The organism is Hyphomonas sp. UBA4494, assembly GCF_002388935.1.
Classification (GTDB): domain Bacteria; phylum Pseudomonadota; class Alphaproteobacteria; order Caulobacterales; family Hyphomonadaceae; genus Hyphomonas.
In genome coordinates this window covers 95,310-110,432 of sequence record NZ_DGNK01000004.1, presented here as the reverse complement: position 1 = coordinate 110,432, position 15,123 = coordinate 95,310, and the positions used below count along the sequence as shown (strand labels likewise).

Below are 15,123 nucleotides of genomic sequence, written 5' to 3'. Positions count from 1 at the left end.
CATTGATGACCCACTCGTCGCCTTCGAGCACGGCGCTCATGGAGACGTTCTTGGCATCCGACGATGGCAGGGCCGGCTCGGTCATGGCAAAGGCCGAGCGGATCTTGCCTTCGAGCAATGGCTTCAGCCAGCGCTCTTTCTGTTCGGGCGTGCCGACGCGCTCCAGAACTTCCATATTGCCGGTGTCCGGCGCGGAACAGTTCATGGATTCAGAGGCCAGCGGGTTCTTGCCGAGCTCAGCCGCGATATAGGCATAGTCGAGGTTCTTCAGGCCTTCGCCGGTTTCGGCGTCCGGCAGGAAGAAGTTCCAAAGGCCCTGCTTCTTGGCCTCGTCCTTTGCCTTTTCGAGCGCTTCCAGCTGGCCGGGCGCATAGGACCAGATGTCAGTCTTTCCTTCGCCAAGGCGATGGAATTCCTCACTCATGGGATTCACGACATCCTTGATGAAGCTTTTCACATGCTCGTAAAGCGGCACGGCTGCGTCTGACATGCGCAGATCGTTGAGCTCGTTTTGTGTGTCCTTGGACACTTCGGTATCCGCCATTTTGGGGTCTCCTCTCAGACTTTCTTGTTGGGGGAATGGTAGGCCTTGCGGCAACGGCACCGCAAATTGTTTCTTGGAAATGTTTTGTGTCGCGCATGTGGGCAGGGCTGCAAGATTTGGCGTTTGCCTGCAAACTGGTCTAGGCCAGCGCCATGACGTCGCTCGCCGCTTCCATCATCCTGGTGACCGTGCTGGCCACCAGTTTCCTGTCCGGCATCTTCGGCATGGCCGGCGGCGTGATCTTCATGGGCGTGCTGACTGCGCTGGTACCGGTTGCCACAGCCATGATCATTCATGGCGCGGTCCAGATGGTCTCCAATGGATATCGGGCGTATCTCTGGCGCCGTCATATTCACTGGAGCGTGTTTCGTCGCTACGCGCTGGGATCTGCCGCAGCGGTCCTGTTGCTGTTCGCGCTCAGCTGGCGCCCGGACAAGCAGATGGTTTACCTGATGCTGGGGCTGGTGACCTTGCTCGTCTGGCTGCCCAAATCGATTGCCGATCTCGACATCCAGAAACCCTATCAGGCCGAAGGTGCGGGCTTTGTCGTACAGGCGCTCAACACGGTTGCGGGCGTGGCCGGGCCGTTGATGGACCAGTTCTTCGTTCGCACGGACATGCATCGCCACGAAATCGTTGCGACCAAGGCCGTGACGCAGGTTCTGGCGCATTTCGTGAAGATCATATTCTGGAGCGTGCCGATCATCATGGCGACGGGCGCGCAATCCCTGCCGCCAGCCTGGCTGATCCTTGCGGCCGCACCGCTCTCCATGCTGGGAACAACATTGGGCGGCAAAGTGCTGGATCGGATGAGTGATGTGAACTTCAAGCGGGGCATGAAATATCTGGTTACGGCGGTGGGCGCAGTCATGCTGATGCGCGCCGCAGGCTGGCTCTAGGGCCACTGGGCTTACGTCTCTGATTGTCTTGGGCGTCCGCGCCGCGCTCATTCAGGATCCTCTACTCTGCAAATGAAAGTAGCGAGTCCTGTACCATTCGGGAAGTTTATTATATGAAGCGAATGCATCACTATTGGTGATGGTTTGGAGCGCATATGAATCTCAGATCATTGGACCTGAACCTGCTGCCCGTGCTGGAGGCAGTCTATTCCGAGCGCAGCCTGACCCGGGCCAGCGAGACGCTGCACATCACCCAACCCGCAGTGAGCAACGCCCTGGCCCGGCTACGCACCCATTTCGAGGACCCGCTTTTCGTGCGCGAGGGACGCGGCGTGAAGCCCACGGCCATGGCCGAAGCCCTCATGCCCGCAGTGCGCGACGCTCTTGACCGATTGCGCGCCGGGCTGGAGCCACGATCGGCGTTTGAACCGTCCCGCTCGACGCGCGTGTTCAATATCTCCGCCCGGGATGCCGGCGCCTTCATGATTGCGCCAAGCCTTGCACGCCGACTGCAGGACATTGCCCCCGGCGTGCGCATCGCCTGGACGCAACTGAACCGGGGCGCGATCTCCACCGAGCTGGCCTCGGGGCGACTGGACCTGGCCATCGACGTCCCAGGCATTCGCGGCACCGACCTTGAGCGTGAGCCGCTGATGACGACGCCTTATGTCTGTGTTGTGTCGGAAGACCATCCGCTCTCGGGCCGCCAGATGACGTTTGAAACCTTTTTGGAGTTGCGCCATGTCGTCGTCTCCAGCCGCCGCGAAGGACGTTCTTATGTCGAGGAAGTCGCCCGGTCGCATGGCGCGCGCATCACGCCGGTCATGCGACTGCCGACCTATATGCCAGCGCTGGAAATTGTGAAACATACGGACCTTGCGCTCACCGCACCTGCCTTGCTCGCGCAATCACCGGGACTGGTCTCACATGACCTGCCCGGCGTCTTTCCCGCGCTCGACAGCGAGCTTTACTGGCGGCGGGAAAATTCTGAGGATGCTGCCCTGACCTGGCTGCGGGCTCTGATCCTTGATGCTGTGACAGAATTGGCGGGATGAGACTTGCGCCGGCAGGAGTGTGCCTATAACAGACGCGGGTCACTTGGGGAGTAGCCAGCCGGTCGGCAGACCGGGCCTCCGCGTCAACACACTCGGCCTGCAGGTCGTGGCGCGAAGGGAACGGGACACCGTTCGGGCGAGACCAATGACGCCGCATTCCTGCTCGGGCCGGGCACGGAATGATGGTGTCATTGCGTCAGATTTGCCCGGCCTGGAGACTGTCTCTCATGGAAGCCCTGTTCACCTCCACACTCGTGGTCGCCCTTGCCGAGATCGGCGACAAGACCCAGCTGTTGGCTGTTTTGCTCGCGGTACAGTTCCGCAAGCCACTGACCATCGTCACCGGCATATTGGCCGCAACCCTCGCCAACCATTTTCTGGCCGCACTGGTCGGCTCTCAGGCCGCCACGTTCCTCCAGGGGGACTGGTTTCGCTATCTGATCGCCGTATCGTTCATCCTGATGGCCGCCTGGACCCTCATCCCGGACAAGCTGGACGAGGATGAACGCCCCCGCGTGCGAAATGGCGCTTTCCTGACAACGCTCATCACATTCTTTCTCGTCGAAATGGGCGACAAGACTCAGGTTGCGACGATTGCTCTGGGGGCACAATTCGAGCAAGTGATGCTGGTCACGCTCGGCACGACACTGGGTATGATGCTGGCCAATGTTCCCGCAGTCTATTTCGGAGAAGCCTTGATCCGGCGCGTGCCGCTCAGCCTCGTGCGACGGTTGGCGGCGCTGTTGTTCCTGGCAATCGGGCTATGGCTGCTGGCAGAAACGGCGGGGTGGCTCTGACGCAGCCATCAGATGGCAGCGCGCTCATATTCCTCGTCGCGTTCGGCGGCCAGCCGGTCACGGATGGTTTCCTCATTGTATCCGAACTCATGAAGCGTACGTCCGGCCATTTGAAGGCCGGATTCAATCGCATCCGGGATCACGGACCGGGCCCCGGCATCCATGAGACGCCGGGCGTGTTCATGGTCGCGGGCCCTGGCGATAATCGGCGCGTCAGGGCGCAATTTGTGAAAGGCTGACACCATCGCTTCTGCGGCGGTAACGTCATCCACCGTAACGACAAACATCATGGCACCGTCGACGCCTGCGCTATGCAGGATTTCCGGTCGCGCGGCGTCCCCCAGATAGGCGCGCCAACCAGCATTGCGGGCACGCGAAACATTGAAGGCGCTGCGTTCCAACGCAACAACTTCGGCGTCTTCCGCCGCGAGGATACGCGCGACGGCATGTCCGACCCGACCAAACCCGGCAATGATGACGTGGCCCTGAAGGTTTGAGAAATCTTCTTCCAGCGTATGCGCCGGTTCGGGCCCGGCCAACTTGTCTGACAAGAAGCCCCCAACCTTTCCGAGCACCGGAATGAGCAACATGGAGAGTCCGGCAATCGCGGCCATCAGCCCGGCTGGCTCCGGGGCAAGCACGCCAATGGCTGTGGCCGCTGCGATCACGACAAAGGCAAACTCTCCGGCAGGCGCGAGCAGGAAGGCGGCCTCGATGGACATCGGGGTCGGCCCGGCAAACAGACGCAGGGCCCCGAAACCGATGACCAGTTTCAGGATGAGGAGTGCAGCAAGACCGGACAGGATCACCCAAGGCTGAGACAGGATCGATGGCAGGTCGAGCCCCATGCCCACCGTCATGAAGAACAGGCCCAGCAGGATGCCCTTGAAGGGTTCGAGATCGACCTCTGTCTGATGCTTGAATTCGGTTTCGCCCAGCAGCAGGCCCGCCAAGAACGCGCCGAGCGCAAGTGAAAGGCCCGCCGTTGCCGTGATGGCGGCCGCGCCCACGACGGTCAGCAGGGTCAGCGCCATCAGGAAATCCCGTCCGCCTGCCGCCGCCGCAAGGCGAAACATGTGCCGCAGACCAAAACGGCCAATGATCACGATCACGATGATTGCAATGACGCCATTGAACAGGGCTTCGAGCAGAATTTTCGTGACGTCCTGACCGGCCTCTATGTTGGCAAAGCCGACAAAGATCAGGATGGGAGCAACGAGGATGTCCTGAAACAATAGCACGCTGAGCGCGGCGCGCCCGACCGGTTGAGCGGCCTGTTTCTGCTCGATCAGCAGCTGCATGACGATGGCGGTCGACGACAATGCGAGCGCGAGTCCGGCGATGATGGCGGCCTCTGCCGGCAGGCCGATCTGCCATCCGATGAGACCGATGGCGAGCGCGCTGATCCCTGCCTGAAGCCCCCCTGCGCCGAACACGGCCCGCCGCAGCGCCCACAGCTTTTCAAACGAAAACTCGAGCCCCAGCAGGAACAGGAGGAACAGCACGCCCAGTTCGGCAAAGGGCGCGGCGGCTTCCGGTTCCGAGATCGAGACAAATTCGAGTATGGGATAATTGTGGGAAAGCGAACCCAACGCGTAAGGTCCAAGCGCAATTCCGGACAACATGAACCCGACCACGGCGGGCAGTTTCAGATACCGGAAGACCGGAACCGCCACACCCGCCGCAAACAGGAAGACGATTGCGTCCTTGATCAGAATCTCGTGTCCTGGTTCCGCCATGCCTCGCTATGATTACCTTGTCTAGTTTGCCTCAGCTGCGCCGGGCCTTGAAGAAATCCTTGAGCAGCGCGCTCGCTGTCTCGCCCGCTGCCTCGTCCTGCTCGACCTCCGGCCGCCAGTGGCATGTTGGCTGCTCGAAAAAGCGTGCGCCATGAATCACCGCACCGCCCTTCGGATCGCACGCCGCGAAGACGACCCTCCCGATCCGCGCAAGGCTGATCGCGCCTGCGCACATCGCGCAGGGTTCCAGTGTCACATAGAGGTGCAGGCCGGTCAGCCGGTAATTTCCCCTAGACGCCGCCGCAGCGCGCAGGGCGACAATTTCGGCATGGGCGGTCGGGTCATGCCCGGCAATCGGGCGGTTTGCCCCCTCGGCCACGATCTCGCCTGTCTCCGGATCGACCACCACGGCGCCAACCGGCACTTCGCCCGCCTCGGCCGCCTCTCGCGCCAGTTCCAGCGCGCGGGTCATGGGATCAGCGAGAATTGTCATATGGATGGGATCGCCTTACACGGGCGCAAAGTAAAGGGATTGCCTGTCGAATGCGCATCATTGCCGGAGAGCACAAGGGGCGCGCCATTGCGGCGCCGAAGGGACAGGGCACGCGCCCGACGGGAGACCGTGCGCGCGAGTCGATCTTCAACATGCTGGCCCATGCGGACTGGGCGCCCGAGATCGACGGCGCGCGGGTGATTGATCTGTTCGCGGGTTCCGGCGCGCTGGGCTTGGAAGCCATGAGCCGGGGCGCCGCGTTCTGCCTTTTCGTCGAGACCGATCATGGCGCGCGCGGCGCTATCCGCGACAATATCGAAACACTGGGACTGTTCGGAAACACGCGGCTTCACCGGCGGTCGGCCACCGACCTGGGCGAAAAACCCGCCAGTGCCGGCGCGCCTTTCTCGCTCGCCTTCCTCGACCCGCCCTATAATAAAGGCCTTGTCGAGCCCGCACTTTCCGGTCTGGTATCTGGCAAATGGCTGGCCGAGAATGCGCTTGCCGTGGTCGAGACGGGGGTCGACGAGACGATCACGCCAGACGGATGGAAGCCGGTCGAGACACGCGACTATGGCGCAGCGCGGATCTGGTTCCTGAAGCGGGTCTAGCCCTCGAAAAATTCCCGGCGCAAATCGAGGTGGGTCTGGTTGGTGCCGATCAGTTCTCCGCATTCGCCAAGCCAACCTTCCGCCGCCGCCCGGCCAATGTCCCTCAGCTTGGTCAGGAAGTCCCAGCTCGTATCGTATTTGGTCCTTAGGCTGAACTCCATGAGGTCTTGCCCACCCTTGATGGCATGGATGTTCAGACGGCGGTATTTTTTGAGCATTGGCTCTTTCAACATGCCATCATCAAGCAATCGCTGGACAAAGGCGATGGCACGCAGCTCTCCGATCAGGGCGGCATTGAAACTGATCTCGTTCATCCGGTCTTGAATCTCCCCGGCACGTTTCGGCACACCGTCGCGGCGGATCGGGTTGAGCATGACCAGCAATACGTCACGCGGGGCGCCGGAATAGATCAGGGGAAAGAGGCTGGGATTGCCCATGAAGCCTCCGTCCCAATAAGCCTGCCCATCAATCTCCACGGCCTTGAAGGTTTGCGGCAGGCATGCCGAGGCGAGCACTGCGTCGAGGGAGATGTCCCCATCACTGAACACGGTGACATGGCCGGATTCGACATTCGTCGCCGACAGGAACAGTTGGATGCCCGACTCATCCACTTTCGAAAAGTCGATTACCTGCTCCACCACATCGCGGAGCGGGTTGATGTTGAACGGGTTGAGGTCGTAAGGACTCGCCAGGCTCGACATGGCACTGGCATAGGCGAATACGATCGGACTGAGCGCGCCATAAGGCGTGACATTGCGGGAAGATTTGGAGATCCCCTGCCAGAGGGCTTCCAGCGTATCCTTCGCACCCTGCACGCCGTTTTCAGCCATCCCCGCCGAGAATGCGACGGCATTCATCGCCCCGGCGGAAGTCGCGGAGATCGCTTGGATTTCAAGATCATCTTCCTCGATCAGCCGATCGAGCACACCCCATGTATAGGCGCCATGCGCACCGCCACCCTGGAGCGCGAGGCTGATCTGCCGCTGCTTCTGTTTTGCCATGGCGGTGTTCCTGTCACTTGAACCGAGATATTACTTTGCCGGTGCGGTCTTAATGAGACCTGACCACAGGCGTAGGATGCCTGTCCGGCCGGCGCCACGCCCGCAAAACAGGAATCTGGGTATTCATGTCGATTTTGGTCGATATTGGCACAAGCCTTGCGATAAAAGCGGGGTAACCAAGCAGGATGAACAGGTGAGCCGCCGTGGCGTATGAGATTCCGCAAAAACCCATGATATCGGTCATCATGGCGAACTATAATTGCGAGGCATTTCTTGCCAGCGCCATAAGATCCGTCCTGAATCAGACCAATACGGCGCTGGAACTGATCCTTGTGGATGACGGGTCCAGCGACCGGAGCGTCGAGATTGCCCAGGAAATCGCGAAAAAGGATGCGCGACTGAGCGTCTTCAGCGGCACGCGTTATGGCGGACCTGCCCCGGTTCGCAACCACGCACTCGAGCAGGCCAAAGGCGATTGGGTCGCCATCGTGGACAGCGATGACTTGATCCGTCCCGACCGGTTGGAGCGCATGCTGACCGCCGCCGAAGACACCGGCGCAGACATCCTGATCGACAATCTTGCCGTGTTCCAGTCCGACGGTCCCGCCAATATCTTCACGATGTTCGAGGGGGATTTGCGGGATCGCCCGGCCAGGATCATGGAGAGCGAATACATCAAGGCGAACATGCTTTATGGACGGGGCAGCAAGCTCGGTTATGCCAAGCCACTGATCCGCCGCAGCGCGCTGGAAGCCAATTCGCTTCGCTATAATGAGACGATGCGGATTGGCGAAGATTACGATCTGATCGTGCGGCTGTTATCGACCGGAGCGCGGATGATGAGCGTGCCGGACGTGATGTATTTCTATCGCAAGCATGGCAATTCCATATCTCACCGGCTTGATGCTGTGGCTCTGGACGCGCTCGAACAGACGGCCGGCGAAGCGCTCCGCCAGCCGACCCCACACGCGGAAGTCACCGCCGCCCATGCCGCTCGCCTGAAGTCGATCCGGCGCGCCGTGGTATTCGATCAGATCCTGACCGCACTCAAGCGCAAGAATGTGTTGGGCGCGGCCAAGCTCGTCGGGACTGAGCCATCTGTCATTCCACTGCTGAGGATGCCGCTAATCCATCGAATCCAGCAGCGCACGGGTAACCCGCTCGCACGCTCGGACCAGCATCTCGAGGCCGAATTGGTGAAACTGCGCGCCCTTTGCGAAGCTTGAGCGTGGCAGACGCCAGTTCCAGAAGCGTGGTCCCGGCGGTCGGCACGGTCTGCTTTCGGGGAGACGATGTTCTTCTGATCCAGCGGGGCACCAAACCCTTGCAAGGCGAATGGTCCTTGCCCGGTGGCCGGATCGAAGCGGGCGAGCGCGCGCCGCTTGCGGCGTTGCGCGAGCTCGCCGAAGAGACCGGGATTACTGCACGGCTCGTGGGCTTGGTAGATGTCGTGGACGCGATCTTCACCTCGCGCCAGACCGGCGACGTGACCCGTCACTACCTGTTGTTCGACTATGCTGCGGTTTGGGTATCAGGAAACCCGGTAGCCGGGGACGACGCAGCCCATGCCGAGTGGATCAGTCCTGACAGGCTGGCCACCTTGCCGCTATGGGACGAAACCCGTCGCATCATCGATTCCGCGCGCCATCTAGTTCACAGCTCAAACGAAGCTTGACCGCCCCTACGTCACCCGCTTGATCTGCTGACCAAGCAAAAAAGTCGCGGAGGACACAATATGACATACGCCCCATTCAACTTGGCCGGAAAGGTCTGCGTCATCACTGGCGGCAATAAGGGCATTGGTCTCGGCATGGCCGAAGCGCTCGCTGCCTCCAATGCGGATGTCGTGATCTGGGGACGCAAGGAAGATGACAACGCTGCGGCCCTCAAGAAGCTCGAAGGTCTCGGAACTGGCAAAGCGTCTTCAAAGAAGGTCGACGTGGCCGAGGAAGACCAAATCGTGAAGGCCATGGCCGAAACCGAAGAAGAGTACGGTCGAATCGATACCTGTATCGCCAATGCCGGGATTGGGCGCGGCGCAGCAAATTTCCATGAAATGACTTTGGAGACGTGGCAGTACAATCAACGCATCAACTCGGAAGGCGCCTTCCTGACCTTGCGCGAGGCTGCCAAATCCATGGTCAAGCGTGCCAAGGCTGGCGATCCAGGAGGCTCGCTGATCGGCACAGCGTCGCTCGCTGCGCTGTCGGGTGCAGCGCGCAATCAGGCATATGGGCATACCAAGGGTGGCCTCATCGCCATGATGAACGCCATTGCCGTCGAATATGGCCGCTATCAGATCCGCGCAAATTCCATCCTGCCGGGCTGGATCGCGACTGACATGACGGACGGCGCGCAGGACAACGACGTTTTCAACAGCAAGGTCATTGCGCGCGTTCCAATCCGTCGTTGGGGCAAGCCGGAGGATTTCGGCGGAATTGCCGTCTATCTGGCGTCTGACGCTTCGAGCTTTCACTCGGGCGATACGCTGCTGGTAGACGGCGCGTACCAGAAATTCTGATCGGCCGCCTAGTCTCACAAAAAAGGGCTGCCCGAGGGCAGCCCTTTTCAATTCTGGTAGGACCAGACCGATTACTCGGTTGGCTCTTCTTCAAGTTCGTCCGCAGCGTCGTCGACAGCTTCTTCAGCGTCATCCATCGCTTCGTCCATTGCATCGCCTGCATCTTCCGCAGCCGCTTCAATGTTGTCGCCAGCTTCGCTGAGCGCGTCGCCTGCATCGTCAGCAGCTTCGTCCATTGCATCAGCAGCATCATCTGCAGCTTCTTCGATGGATTCAGCAGCCGTCGTATCTTCAGGAGCCGTTGTTTCTTCTGCAGCGCATGCAGCCAGTACAAGCGCAGCGGCACCGATAATCAGGAGTTGTTTCATGCTTTATTCCCCTACTTCAGGTCAAAGATGACCGGGCAGAGGTTTAACATCTGCCGACCACGACGCAAAGATGGTTTCAGCTGAAGGTCTGATGCAGCGCTTTTTGCGCGAACTGCGCCCAAAACAGCGAATTCGCGCTCGAACGACGCAGATTTGGGCCGATTCGGGCACTTCTTCATCACCTTCCCCCTAAATATCACCGTCTCCGATTCGCAAGCGAATGGTCTTTCAACCCGCCAATCGCGTTGAAACAGGGTCCGGTTCCGCTTTGCGCCCGAATCACGTGGATAGGTTTGGAGCCAATCAGCGCCCCATACCCTGCCAAGAACGGCGCTTGGTCAAACAGCCTTGCGTTGACGCAAGGACGGCAAATTACGGTCTTTTCAGAAGAGTTCATAAAGTCAGGGAGACGCCGTCATGGCCATAAAAACCGCACTCACAGAAATGTTGAATACCGAACACCCCATCATGCTCGCGGGCATGGGCGGTGTGTCCTACGCCGAAGTTTGTGCGGCCATGTGCAATGCGGGCGGATACGGCGTGCTCGGCATGGCGGGGACGACCCCGGACTTCATTGAAGGCCAGATGAAGCGCGTGCGCGAACTGACCGACCGGCCCTTCGGCGTGGACTTGCTGGCCGCCAGTCCGGAAAGCCTTGAAGAAAGCGTGGATGTCATCATCAATAATGGTGCCGACAGTTTCATAGCCGGTCTCGGCGTTCCGATGCCGATCATGGAGCGCCTGCAAAAGGCGAATGTGAAAGTCATGGTCGTTGGCGGCGCGGTGAAGCATGCCATCAAGGCCGAACAGGCTGGCTGTGATGCGGTCATCCTGCAAGGCGGCGAAGGCGGCGGGCATACCGGTCTGGTGGGGACGATGCCGTTGGTGGCACAAGCCGTGGAAGCCGTGAACATTCCGGTCATCGCGGCAGGCGGCATTTATGATGGCCGCGGCCTCGCGGCAGCGCTCGCTCTGGGAGCCTGCGGCGTCTGGATGGGTACGCGATTCATTGCCTCGACCGAGGCCCATGCCGCTCAGATGTACAAGGACACGGTCGTCGGCGCGGGCGATACTGATACAACACGCACGCGGTGCTATTCCGGTAAGCCGATGCGTTGCCGCACGAATGACTATATCAATGACTGGGAAACGCGCCCGCAGGACATTCAGCCCTTCCCGCACCAGGCCATCCACTCTACCCGGACAGGCGTAATTGGCGGCATCGGGGGGATTACGGACGAAGCCAAACTCGATGCGGACACCTCCTGCTTCGCCATGGGCCAGTCGGCTGGCGGCGTGAGAGAGGTCAAGCCCGTCGCGGAGATTGTGGCGGACATCATGCGCGATGCCGAATCAGCCATCGACCGGATGGCCAGCCTGCGGACCAAAGCGACCGCATAGAAATCATCACGCCGGAAACATATACAGCCGGGCCTACAGGCCCGGCTGAAATCGTTTTACTGCGCGGCGGCCGGTGTCAGCTTGATCAGGCGGCCACCTTCCTTGTCTTCCAGAACATAGAGCGCGCCGTCTGGTCCTTGCTCGACTTCGCGAATGCGTTTTCCCCATTCATAGCGCTCGGCTTCCCTGGCAACCGGCTCGGTTTGACCATCCTTGGGCGGTTGTCCGAGATTGTCAGTCGGCTCAGTCTCGAAGGAAACGCGGATCAACGCTTGCGAAGACAGCCCTCCGATGAATGCATTGCCCTGCCAATCGGCAAACATCTCTCCATCATAGAATACCAAACCGGCCGGGCTGATGGCTGGGACCCAAGCGATCGCCGGGTCCTCGAAAATCGGATTGCTTTCATGTGTCGGGATCGGCTTGCCGCTATAATGATCGCCCTCAGAAACTTCTGGATAACCGTAATTCTCGGACCGTACGATCAGGTTCAACTCGTCCCCGCCTTTCGGACCCATTTCAACCACCCAGAGGCGCTCTTGCCCGTCAAATGCAATGCCCAGCGGATTGCGATGACCAAGCGTCCATACCTGGTCCGCAACCGCGCCGTTTCCAAAGAAGGGGTTGTCCTCCGGAACAGACCCGTCCTGATTGACACGAACGACCTTGCCCAGATTCATGGCCATATTTTGCGCCGGAGTGAATTTCTGGCGCTCTCCTGAGGCGATGAAGAGATGACCATCCGGTGCGATGGCAAGACGATGGCCGTAATGGCCGTTGCCTTTCACTTTTGGCGTCTGGCGCCAAATCACGTCGCGCCCCTCCAATGTGCCGCCCGTGGCGGTTAGGGTCAGCGTTGCCCGCTCAACGGCTGCTCCGCTCAAACTCTCATCGGTCTCGTCGCGTTCAACGTAGGAAATGAAGACGGTGCCGTTCTCAGCGAAGTCCGGGTGGACGATGATGTCCCCCAGACCTCCCTGCCCCATTGCCGTGACCGAAGGGACGTTGGCGATTTCGCCCAGTTTCTTGCCCGCGGTATCCAGCAGCCAGAGATCACCATCCTTTTCTGAGACGAGTGCGCGGCCATCCGGCAGGAACGTCATCGCCCAGGCGCTGTCAAAGGTTTCGAGCGGGGTAGCGGTGAGCTGCGTGCCGCTTGTGCCAGTGACCGTCATGGCGTCGGGTGCAGTGGCCTCATGATGTTCAGCGGTCGCACAGCCCACAAGCATGATTGCGGCGCTGCCGCTCAGCAAGGAGCGCAGGATGAGTGATGACATGGGAATTCCTCCGGTGGCAGATGTCTGCCAACCGGAACGCCCAAAAGCGCAAGCAGTTCCACTGCTCAGTCAGCAAACGTCTCGCGCGGCACCACATGCTTGAGCGGCTCATTGGCCAGGTAGCGCTTGAGATTGTCCAGAAAGGTCTCGTCCGCGCGAATATAGGTCGCCTGGGTCATGGCGCTGTTGTGCGGTGTGATCGCGACTTTGGGATGGCGCCAGAGCGGGCTGTCGCTTGGCAAAGGCTCTTCAGCGGCGACGTCAACTGCGGCGAAGGCCGGGCGCCCCGCATCCAGCGCCGCGACGAGCGCTGCCTCATCCACCAATTGCCCACGGCCAAGATTCATCAGCAGCGCATCCGGGCGCATGGCTGCCAGGAATTCCGCGTCCACCATGCCAGCCGTTTCATCTGTCAACGGAACGCTGAGCAGGACCACGTCGGCTTGCTCGAGTTCGCTCTTCACCAGCGCCATCGGCACAATATGATCAGCACCCTCAGCCGGACCAGGCGAGCGCCGTGCGCCCGTCACATGACCGCCGAGTAGCTGGACCCGCTTGCCGACCGCCGACCCGATGGACCCAAACCCGACAATCAGCCAGCGCGACCCCATCATCTCGCGCATCTCAAGCCGGTTCCAGTCAGCCTCGGCCTGTTGTGCGCGATGCTCCGGACCCTTCTTGAAAAAGTCGAAAGACTGCCAGAGCGCCCATTCGGCCATGGCTTCGGACTGCGTGTGGTTGGTACAAAACGTGCGGGAAATCTTGCCAACGGAGATCAGTGCCGGATTGTCGAGCCCAGCCGCGGAGGACTGGAACCAATCTATCCCGCCAGTCTTGAGTACGGCGATCATGAAGTCGCGGGCATGATCCCCGAACCAGACATCCGTATTCCCGAAGACAATATCGGGCCGAATATCGTGAACCACGGTGCCGTCCCCGGCATGGGAGAACAAACCGTCCTCATCCATGACAATGAACTCAATCTCATGTTCAAGGCCCTTGAGCCTTTCACGAATGCGCGCAAAAGTCGTCGCATGAAGCAAACAGGTTTTCATATTCTCCTGCTTAGCGCGGTGATGTTCTGCGGCGCAAGCACAGCGCAATCGGGATTGCCGATTCGTGGACCGGATTATTTCCGCGATGCGACCGATCTCGCAGCCACGCTGGGCGCCGCCCACGCGATCCGCGTAAAGTGCAATGGCCGCGATGACCAGTATTGGCGGCGCTACATGTCCGACATGCTGAAGTACGAAGCGCCCAATCGAGGCGCGGTCCGCAGCTCACTGGTCGACGCCTTCAATGAGGCCTTCACAAGCGCCGGACGCATCTACCAGACCTGTGACAATCGCGCGGTCGAGGCTGAAGCTGATTTTGCCGTGAAGGGCCAGGAAATCGCCACGCGCATGGCCACCCATTACTTCCCTCAACCCCCAGAGCGCCAAGACTAGGTTTCGGTCGAGACCACGCTGACATCCTCAAGCAGGAACCGCGGTCCTGTGCCGAGCCCACGCGCACGATCCTCCGGATTGTAAAGCTGGCATTTTTTCAGGGACAGGCAGCCACAACCGATACAGCCGTCCAGCTTCCGGCGCGTCCGCTCCATCAGCGCGATCCGTTCATCCAGCATGTGCCGGAAGGCCGTACTGATCCGGGTCCAGTCCCGCTTGGTCGGCGTACGCCGCTCCGGCAATGACGACAGGAGCTGGCTGATCTCTTCGATGGTCAGGCCAATCTGCTGGGCGATCAGGATAAAGGACAGGCGACGAATGTCCGAGCGCAGGAAGACACGCTGGCCGCCAGAGGACCGTTCTGGGTGAACCAATCCCCGCCCTTCGTAGAAACGGATCGCCGAGACCGACAGGCCGGTCCGCGCAGCCACATCTCCGATCGCCAAGCCCTTCGGAACTGCCATGAAAAAATTTCCTATCTCACGCTTGACCTCAACTTAAGTTGAGGAATTACGACAGCTTTATCAGAGATTTGATGAAGACGAAATGGAGTTGAAAACAATGAGTATTGCAAAGTTCGAACATGTGAATGCGACCGTCAGTGATCCAAAGAAGACCGCGTCCATGCTGACCCGTTTGTTTGGCTGGAAAGTGCGCTGGGAAGGCCCGTCCAAATATGATGGCTATACGGTGCATGTCGGCACGGATGAGGATTACCTCGCACTGTATGCGCTGCCCCAGCAAGACCGGCCAGATGAGGAAAGCTATTACCGGACCGGCGCCGTCAATCATTTCGGCATCCTGGTGGATGATCTGGACGCGACCGAGCAGAAGATCCTCGCCGCCGGCTATCGCACCCATAGTCACCAGACCTATGACCCGGGCAGCCGGTTCTATTTCCACGACCATGACGACATCGAGTGGGAGGTGGTGAGCTATGCTTGATGGACTGATCCATTCCTATCTCGA

At 60.1% G+C, this 15,123-nt stretch carries 18 protein-coding genes and 1 riboswitch; of the genes, 10 read left to right on the top strand and 8 right to left on the bottom strand.

Going from position 1 to position 15,123, the window contains the following annotated elements; all coding sequences use genetic code 11:
* The coding region (locus B2P82_RS02440; RefSeq protein WP_290494905.1) for an acyl-CoA dehydrogenase family protein at positions 1 to 544 on the bottom strand (544 nt) is incomplete at its 3' end.
* Positions 545 to 696: 152 nt separating this feature from the next.
* On the opposite strand from B2P82_RS02440, the gene B2P82_RS02435 reads away from it, so the two are divergent.
* The 3 genes from B2P82_RS02435 (at position 697) to B2P82_RS02425 (ending at position 3,295) form a co-directional block, all read left to right on the top strand.
* Positions 697 to 1,443, top strand: a complete 747-nt coding sequence (locus B2P82_RS02435) for a sulfite exporter TauE/SafE family protein (protein ID WP_290494904.1) — start codon at positions 697 to 699, stop codon at positions 1,441 to 1,443.
* 155 nt (positions 1,444 to 1,598) lie between these two features.
* Positions 1,599 to 2,498: a LysR family transcriptional regulator gene (locus B2P82_RS02430; protein WP_290494903.1), complete on the top strand. Its 900-nt coding sequence runs from the start codon at positions 1,599 to 1,601 to the stop codon at positions 2,496 to 2,498.
* Between the two features lie 32 nt (positions 2,499 to 2,530).
* Positions 2,531 to 2,725: riboswitch (yybP-ykoY riboswitch) on the top strand.
* The gene (locus B2P82_RS02425; protein WP_290494901.1) at positions 2,726 to 3,295 is read left to right on the top strand and encodes a TMEM165/GDT1 family protein; all 570 of its coding nucleotides are present in this window, start codon (positions 2,726 to 2,728) and stop codon (positions 3,293 to 3,295) included. It begins immediately after the preceding riboswitch.
* Between the two features lie 8 nt (positions 3,296 to 3,303).
* On the opposite strand, the gene B2P82_RS02420 is transcribed toward B2P82_RS02425, so the two are convergent.
* A complete protein-coding gene (locus B2P82_RS02420; protein ID WP_290494899.1) occupies positions 3,304 to 5,034 on the bottom strand; it encodes a cation:proton antiporter domain-containing protein in 1,731 nt (576 codons plus the stop codon).
* 31 nt (positions 5,035 to 5,065) lie between these two features.
* Positions 5,066 to 5,527 carry a nucleoside deaminase gene (locus tag B2P82_RS02415; RefSeq protein WP_290494897.1) on the bottom strand — a complete coding sequence of 154 codons (462 nt, stop codon included), beginning with the start codon at positions 5,525 to 5,527 and terminating at the stop codon, positions 5,066 to 5,068.
* Between the two features lie 50 nt (positions 5,528 to 5,577).
* Here B2P82_RS02415 and rsmD point away from each other — a divergent pair, with 50 nt between their 5' ends.
* Positions 5,578 to 6,138 (top strand): 16S rRNA (guanine(966)-N(2))-methyltransferase RsmD, encoded by a 561-nt coding sequence (rsmD, locus tag B2P82_RS02410; RefSeq protein ID WP_290494895.1) that lies wholly within the window; start codon positions 5,578 to 5,580, stop codon positions 6,136 to 6,138.
* Here the strand turns inward: rsmD and B2P82_RS02405 are convergent.
* The gene (locus B2P82_RS02405; RefSeq protein WP_290479046.1) at positions 6,135 to 7,139 is read right to left on the bottom strand and encodes a patatin-like phospholipase family protein; all 1,005 of its coding nucleotides are present in this window, start codon (positions 7,137 to 7,139) and stop codon (positions 6,135 to 6,137) included. The genes rsmD and B2P82_RS02405 overlap by 4 nt on opposite strands.
* 203 nt (positions 7,140 to 7,342) lie before the next feature.
* Between B2P82_RS02405 and B2P82_RS02400 the strand changes: the two genes are divergently transcribed.
* From B2P82_RS02400 to B2P82_RS02390, 3 genes are read left to right on the top strand one after another with little or no spacing between them, the layout of a single operon-like run.
* Positions 7,343 to 8,365, top strand: a complete 1,023-nt coding sequence (locus B2P82_RS02400) for a glycosyltransferase family 2 protein (protein ID WP_290494893.1) — start codon at positions 7,343 to 7,345, stop codon at positions 8,363 to 8,365.
* Between the two features lie 2 nt (positions 8,366 to 8,367).
* Positions 8,368 to 8,814, top strand: a complete 447-nt coding sequence (locus B2P82_RS02395; protein ID WP_290494888.1) for an NUDIX hydrolase — start codon at positions 8,368 to 8,370, stop codon at positions 8,812 to 8,814.
* Between the two features lie 60 nt (positions 8,815 to 8,874).
* Positions 8,875 to 9,660, top strand: coding sequence for an SDR family NAD(P)-dependent oxidoreductase (locus tag B2P82_RS02390; RefSeq protein ID WP_290494885.1), 786 nt, complete (start codon positions 8,875 to 8,877; stop codon positions 9,658 to 9,660).
* 71 nt (positions 9,661 to 9,731) lie between these two features.
* Here B2P82_RS02390 and B2P82_RS02385 read toward each other — a convergent pair whose 3' ends face one another.
* A complete protein-coding gene (locus tag B2P82_RS02385) occupies positions 9,732 to 10,028 on the bottom strand; it encodes a hypothetical protein (protein WP_290494883.1) in 297 nt (98 codons plus the stop codon).
* A gap of 417 nt (positions 10,029 to 10,445) precedes the next feature.
* Here B2P82_RS02385 and B2P82_RS02380 point away from each other — a divergent pair, with 417 nt between their 5' ends.
* The gene (locus B2P82_RS02380) at positions 10,446 to 11,429 is read left to right on the top strand and encodes an NAD(P)H-dependent flavin oxidoreductase (protein WP_206992564.1); all 984 of its coding nucleotides are present in this window, start codon (positions 10,446 to 10,448) and stop codon (positions 11,427 to 11,429) included.
* Between the two features lie 56 nt (positions 11,430 to 11,485).
* Here the strand turns inward: B2P82_RS02380 and B2P82_RS02375 are convergent, their stop codons facing one another.
* Together B2P82_RS02375 and B2P82_RS02370 are read right to left on the bottom strand one after the other, a co-directional pair.
* Entirely contained in the window at positions 11,486 to 12,706 is a 1,221-nt protein-coding gene (locus B2P82_RS02375) for a PQQ-dependent sugar dehydrogenase (protein ID WP_290484975.1), read from the bottom strand.
* A 65-nt stretch (positions 12,707 to 12,771) separates the two neighbouring features.
* Positions 12,772 to 13,761: a D-2-hydroxyacid dehydrogenase gene (locus B2P82_RS02370; RefSeq protein ID WP_290494881.1), complete on the bottom strand. Its 990-nt coding sequence runs from the start codon at positions 13,759 to 13,761 to the stop codon at positions 12,772 to 12,774.
* Here B2P82_RS02370 and B2P82_RS02365 point away from each other — a divergent pair.
* On the top strand, positions 13,741 to 14,154 hold the full coding sequence (locus B2P82_RS02365; RefSeq protein ID WP_290479051.1) for a TIGR02301 family protein: 414 nt from the start codon (positions 13,741 to 13,743) through the stop codon (positions 14,152 to 14,154). The two genes, B2P82_RS02370 and B2P82_RS02365, sit on opposite strands and share 21 nt — an antisense overlap.
* Here B2P82_RS02365 and soxR read toward each other — a convergent pair.
* Positions 14,151 to 14,618 (bottom strand): redox-sensitive transcriptional activator SoxR, encoded by a 468-nt coding sequence (gene soxR, locus B2P82_RS02360; protein ID WP_034814093.1) that lies wholly within the window; start codon positions 14,616 to 14,618, stop codon positions 14,151 to 14,153. The two genes, B2P82_RS02365 and soxR, sit on opposite strands and share 4 nt — an antisense overlap.
* Before the next feature lie 97 nt (positions 14,619 to 14,715).
* Between soxR and B2P82_RS02355 the strand changes: the two genes are divergently transcribed.
* Complete coding sequence (locus tag B2P82_RS02355; protein WP_290494879.1) at positions 14,716 to 15,099, top strand: VOC family protein; 384 nt, start codon at positions 14,716 to 14,718, stop codon at positions 15,097 to 15,099.
* Positions 15,100 to 15,123 lie beyond the last annotated feature (24 nt).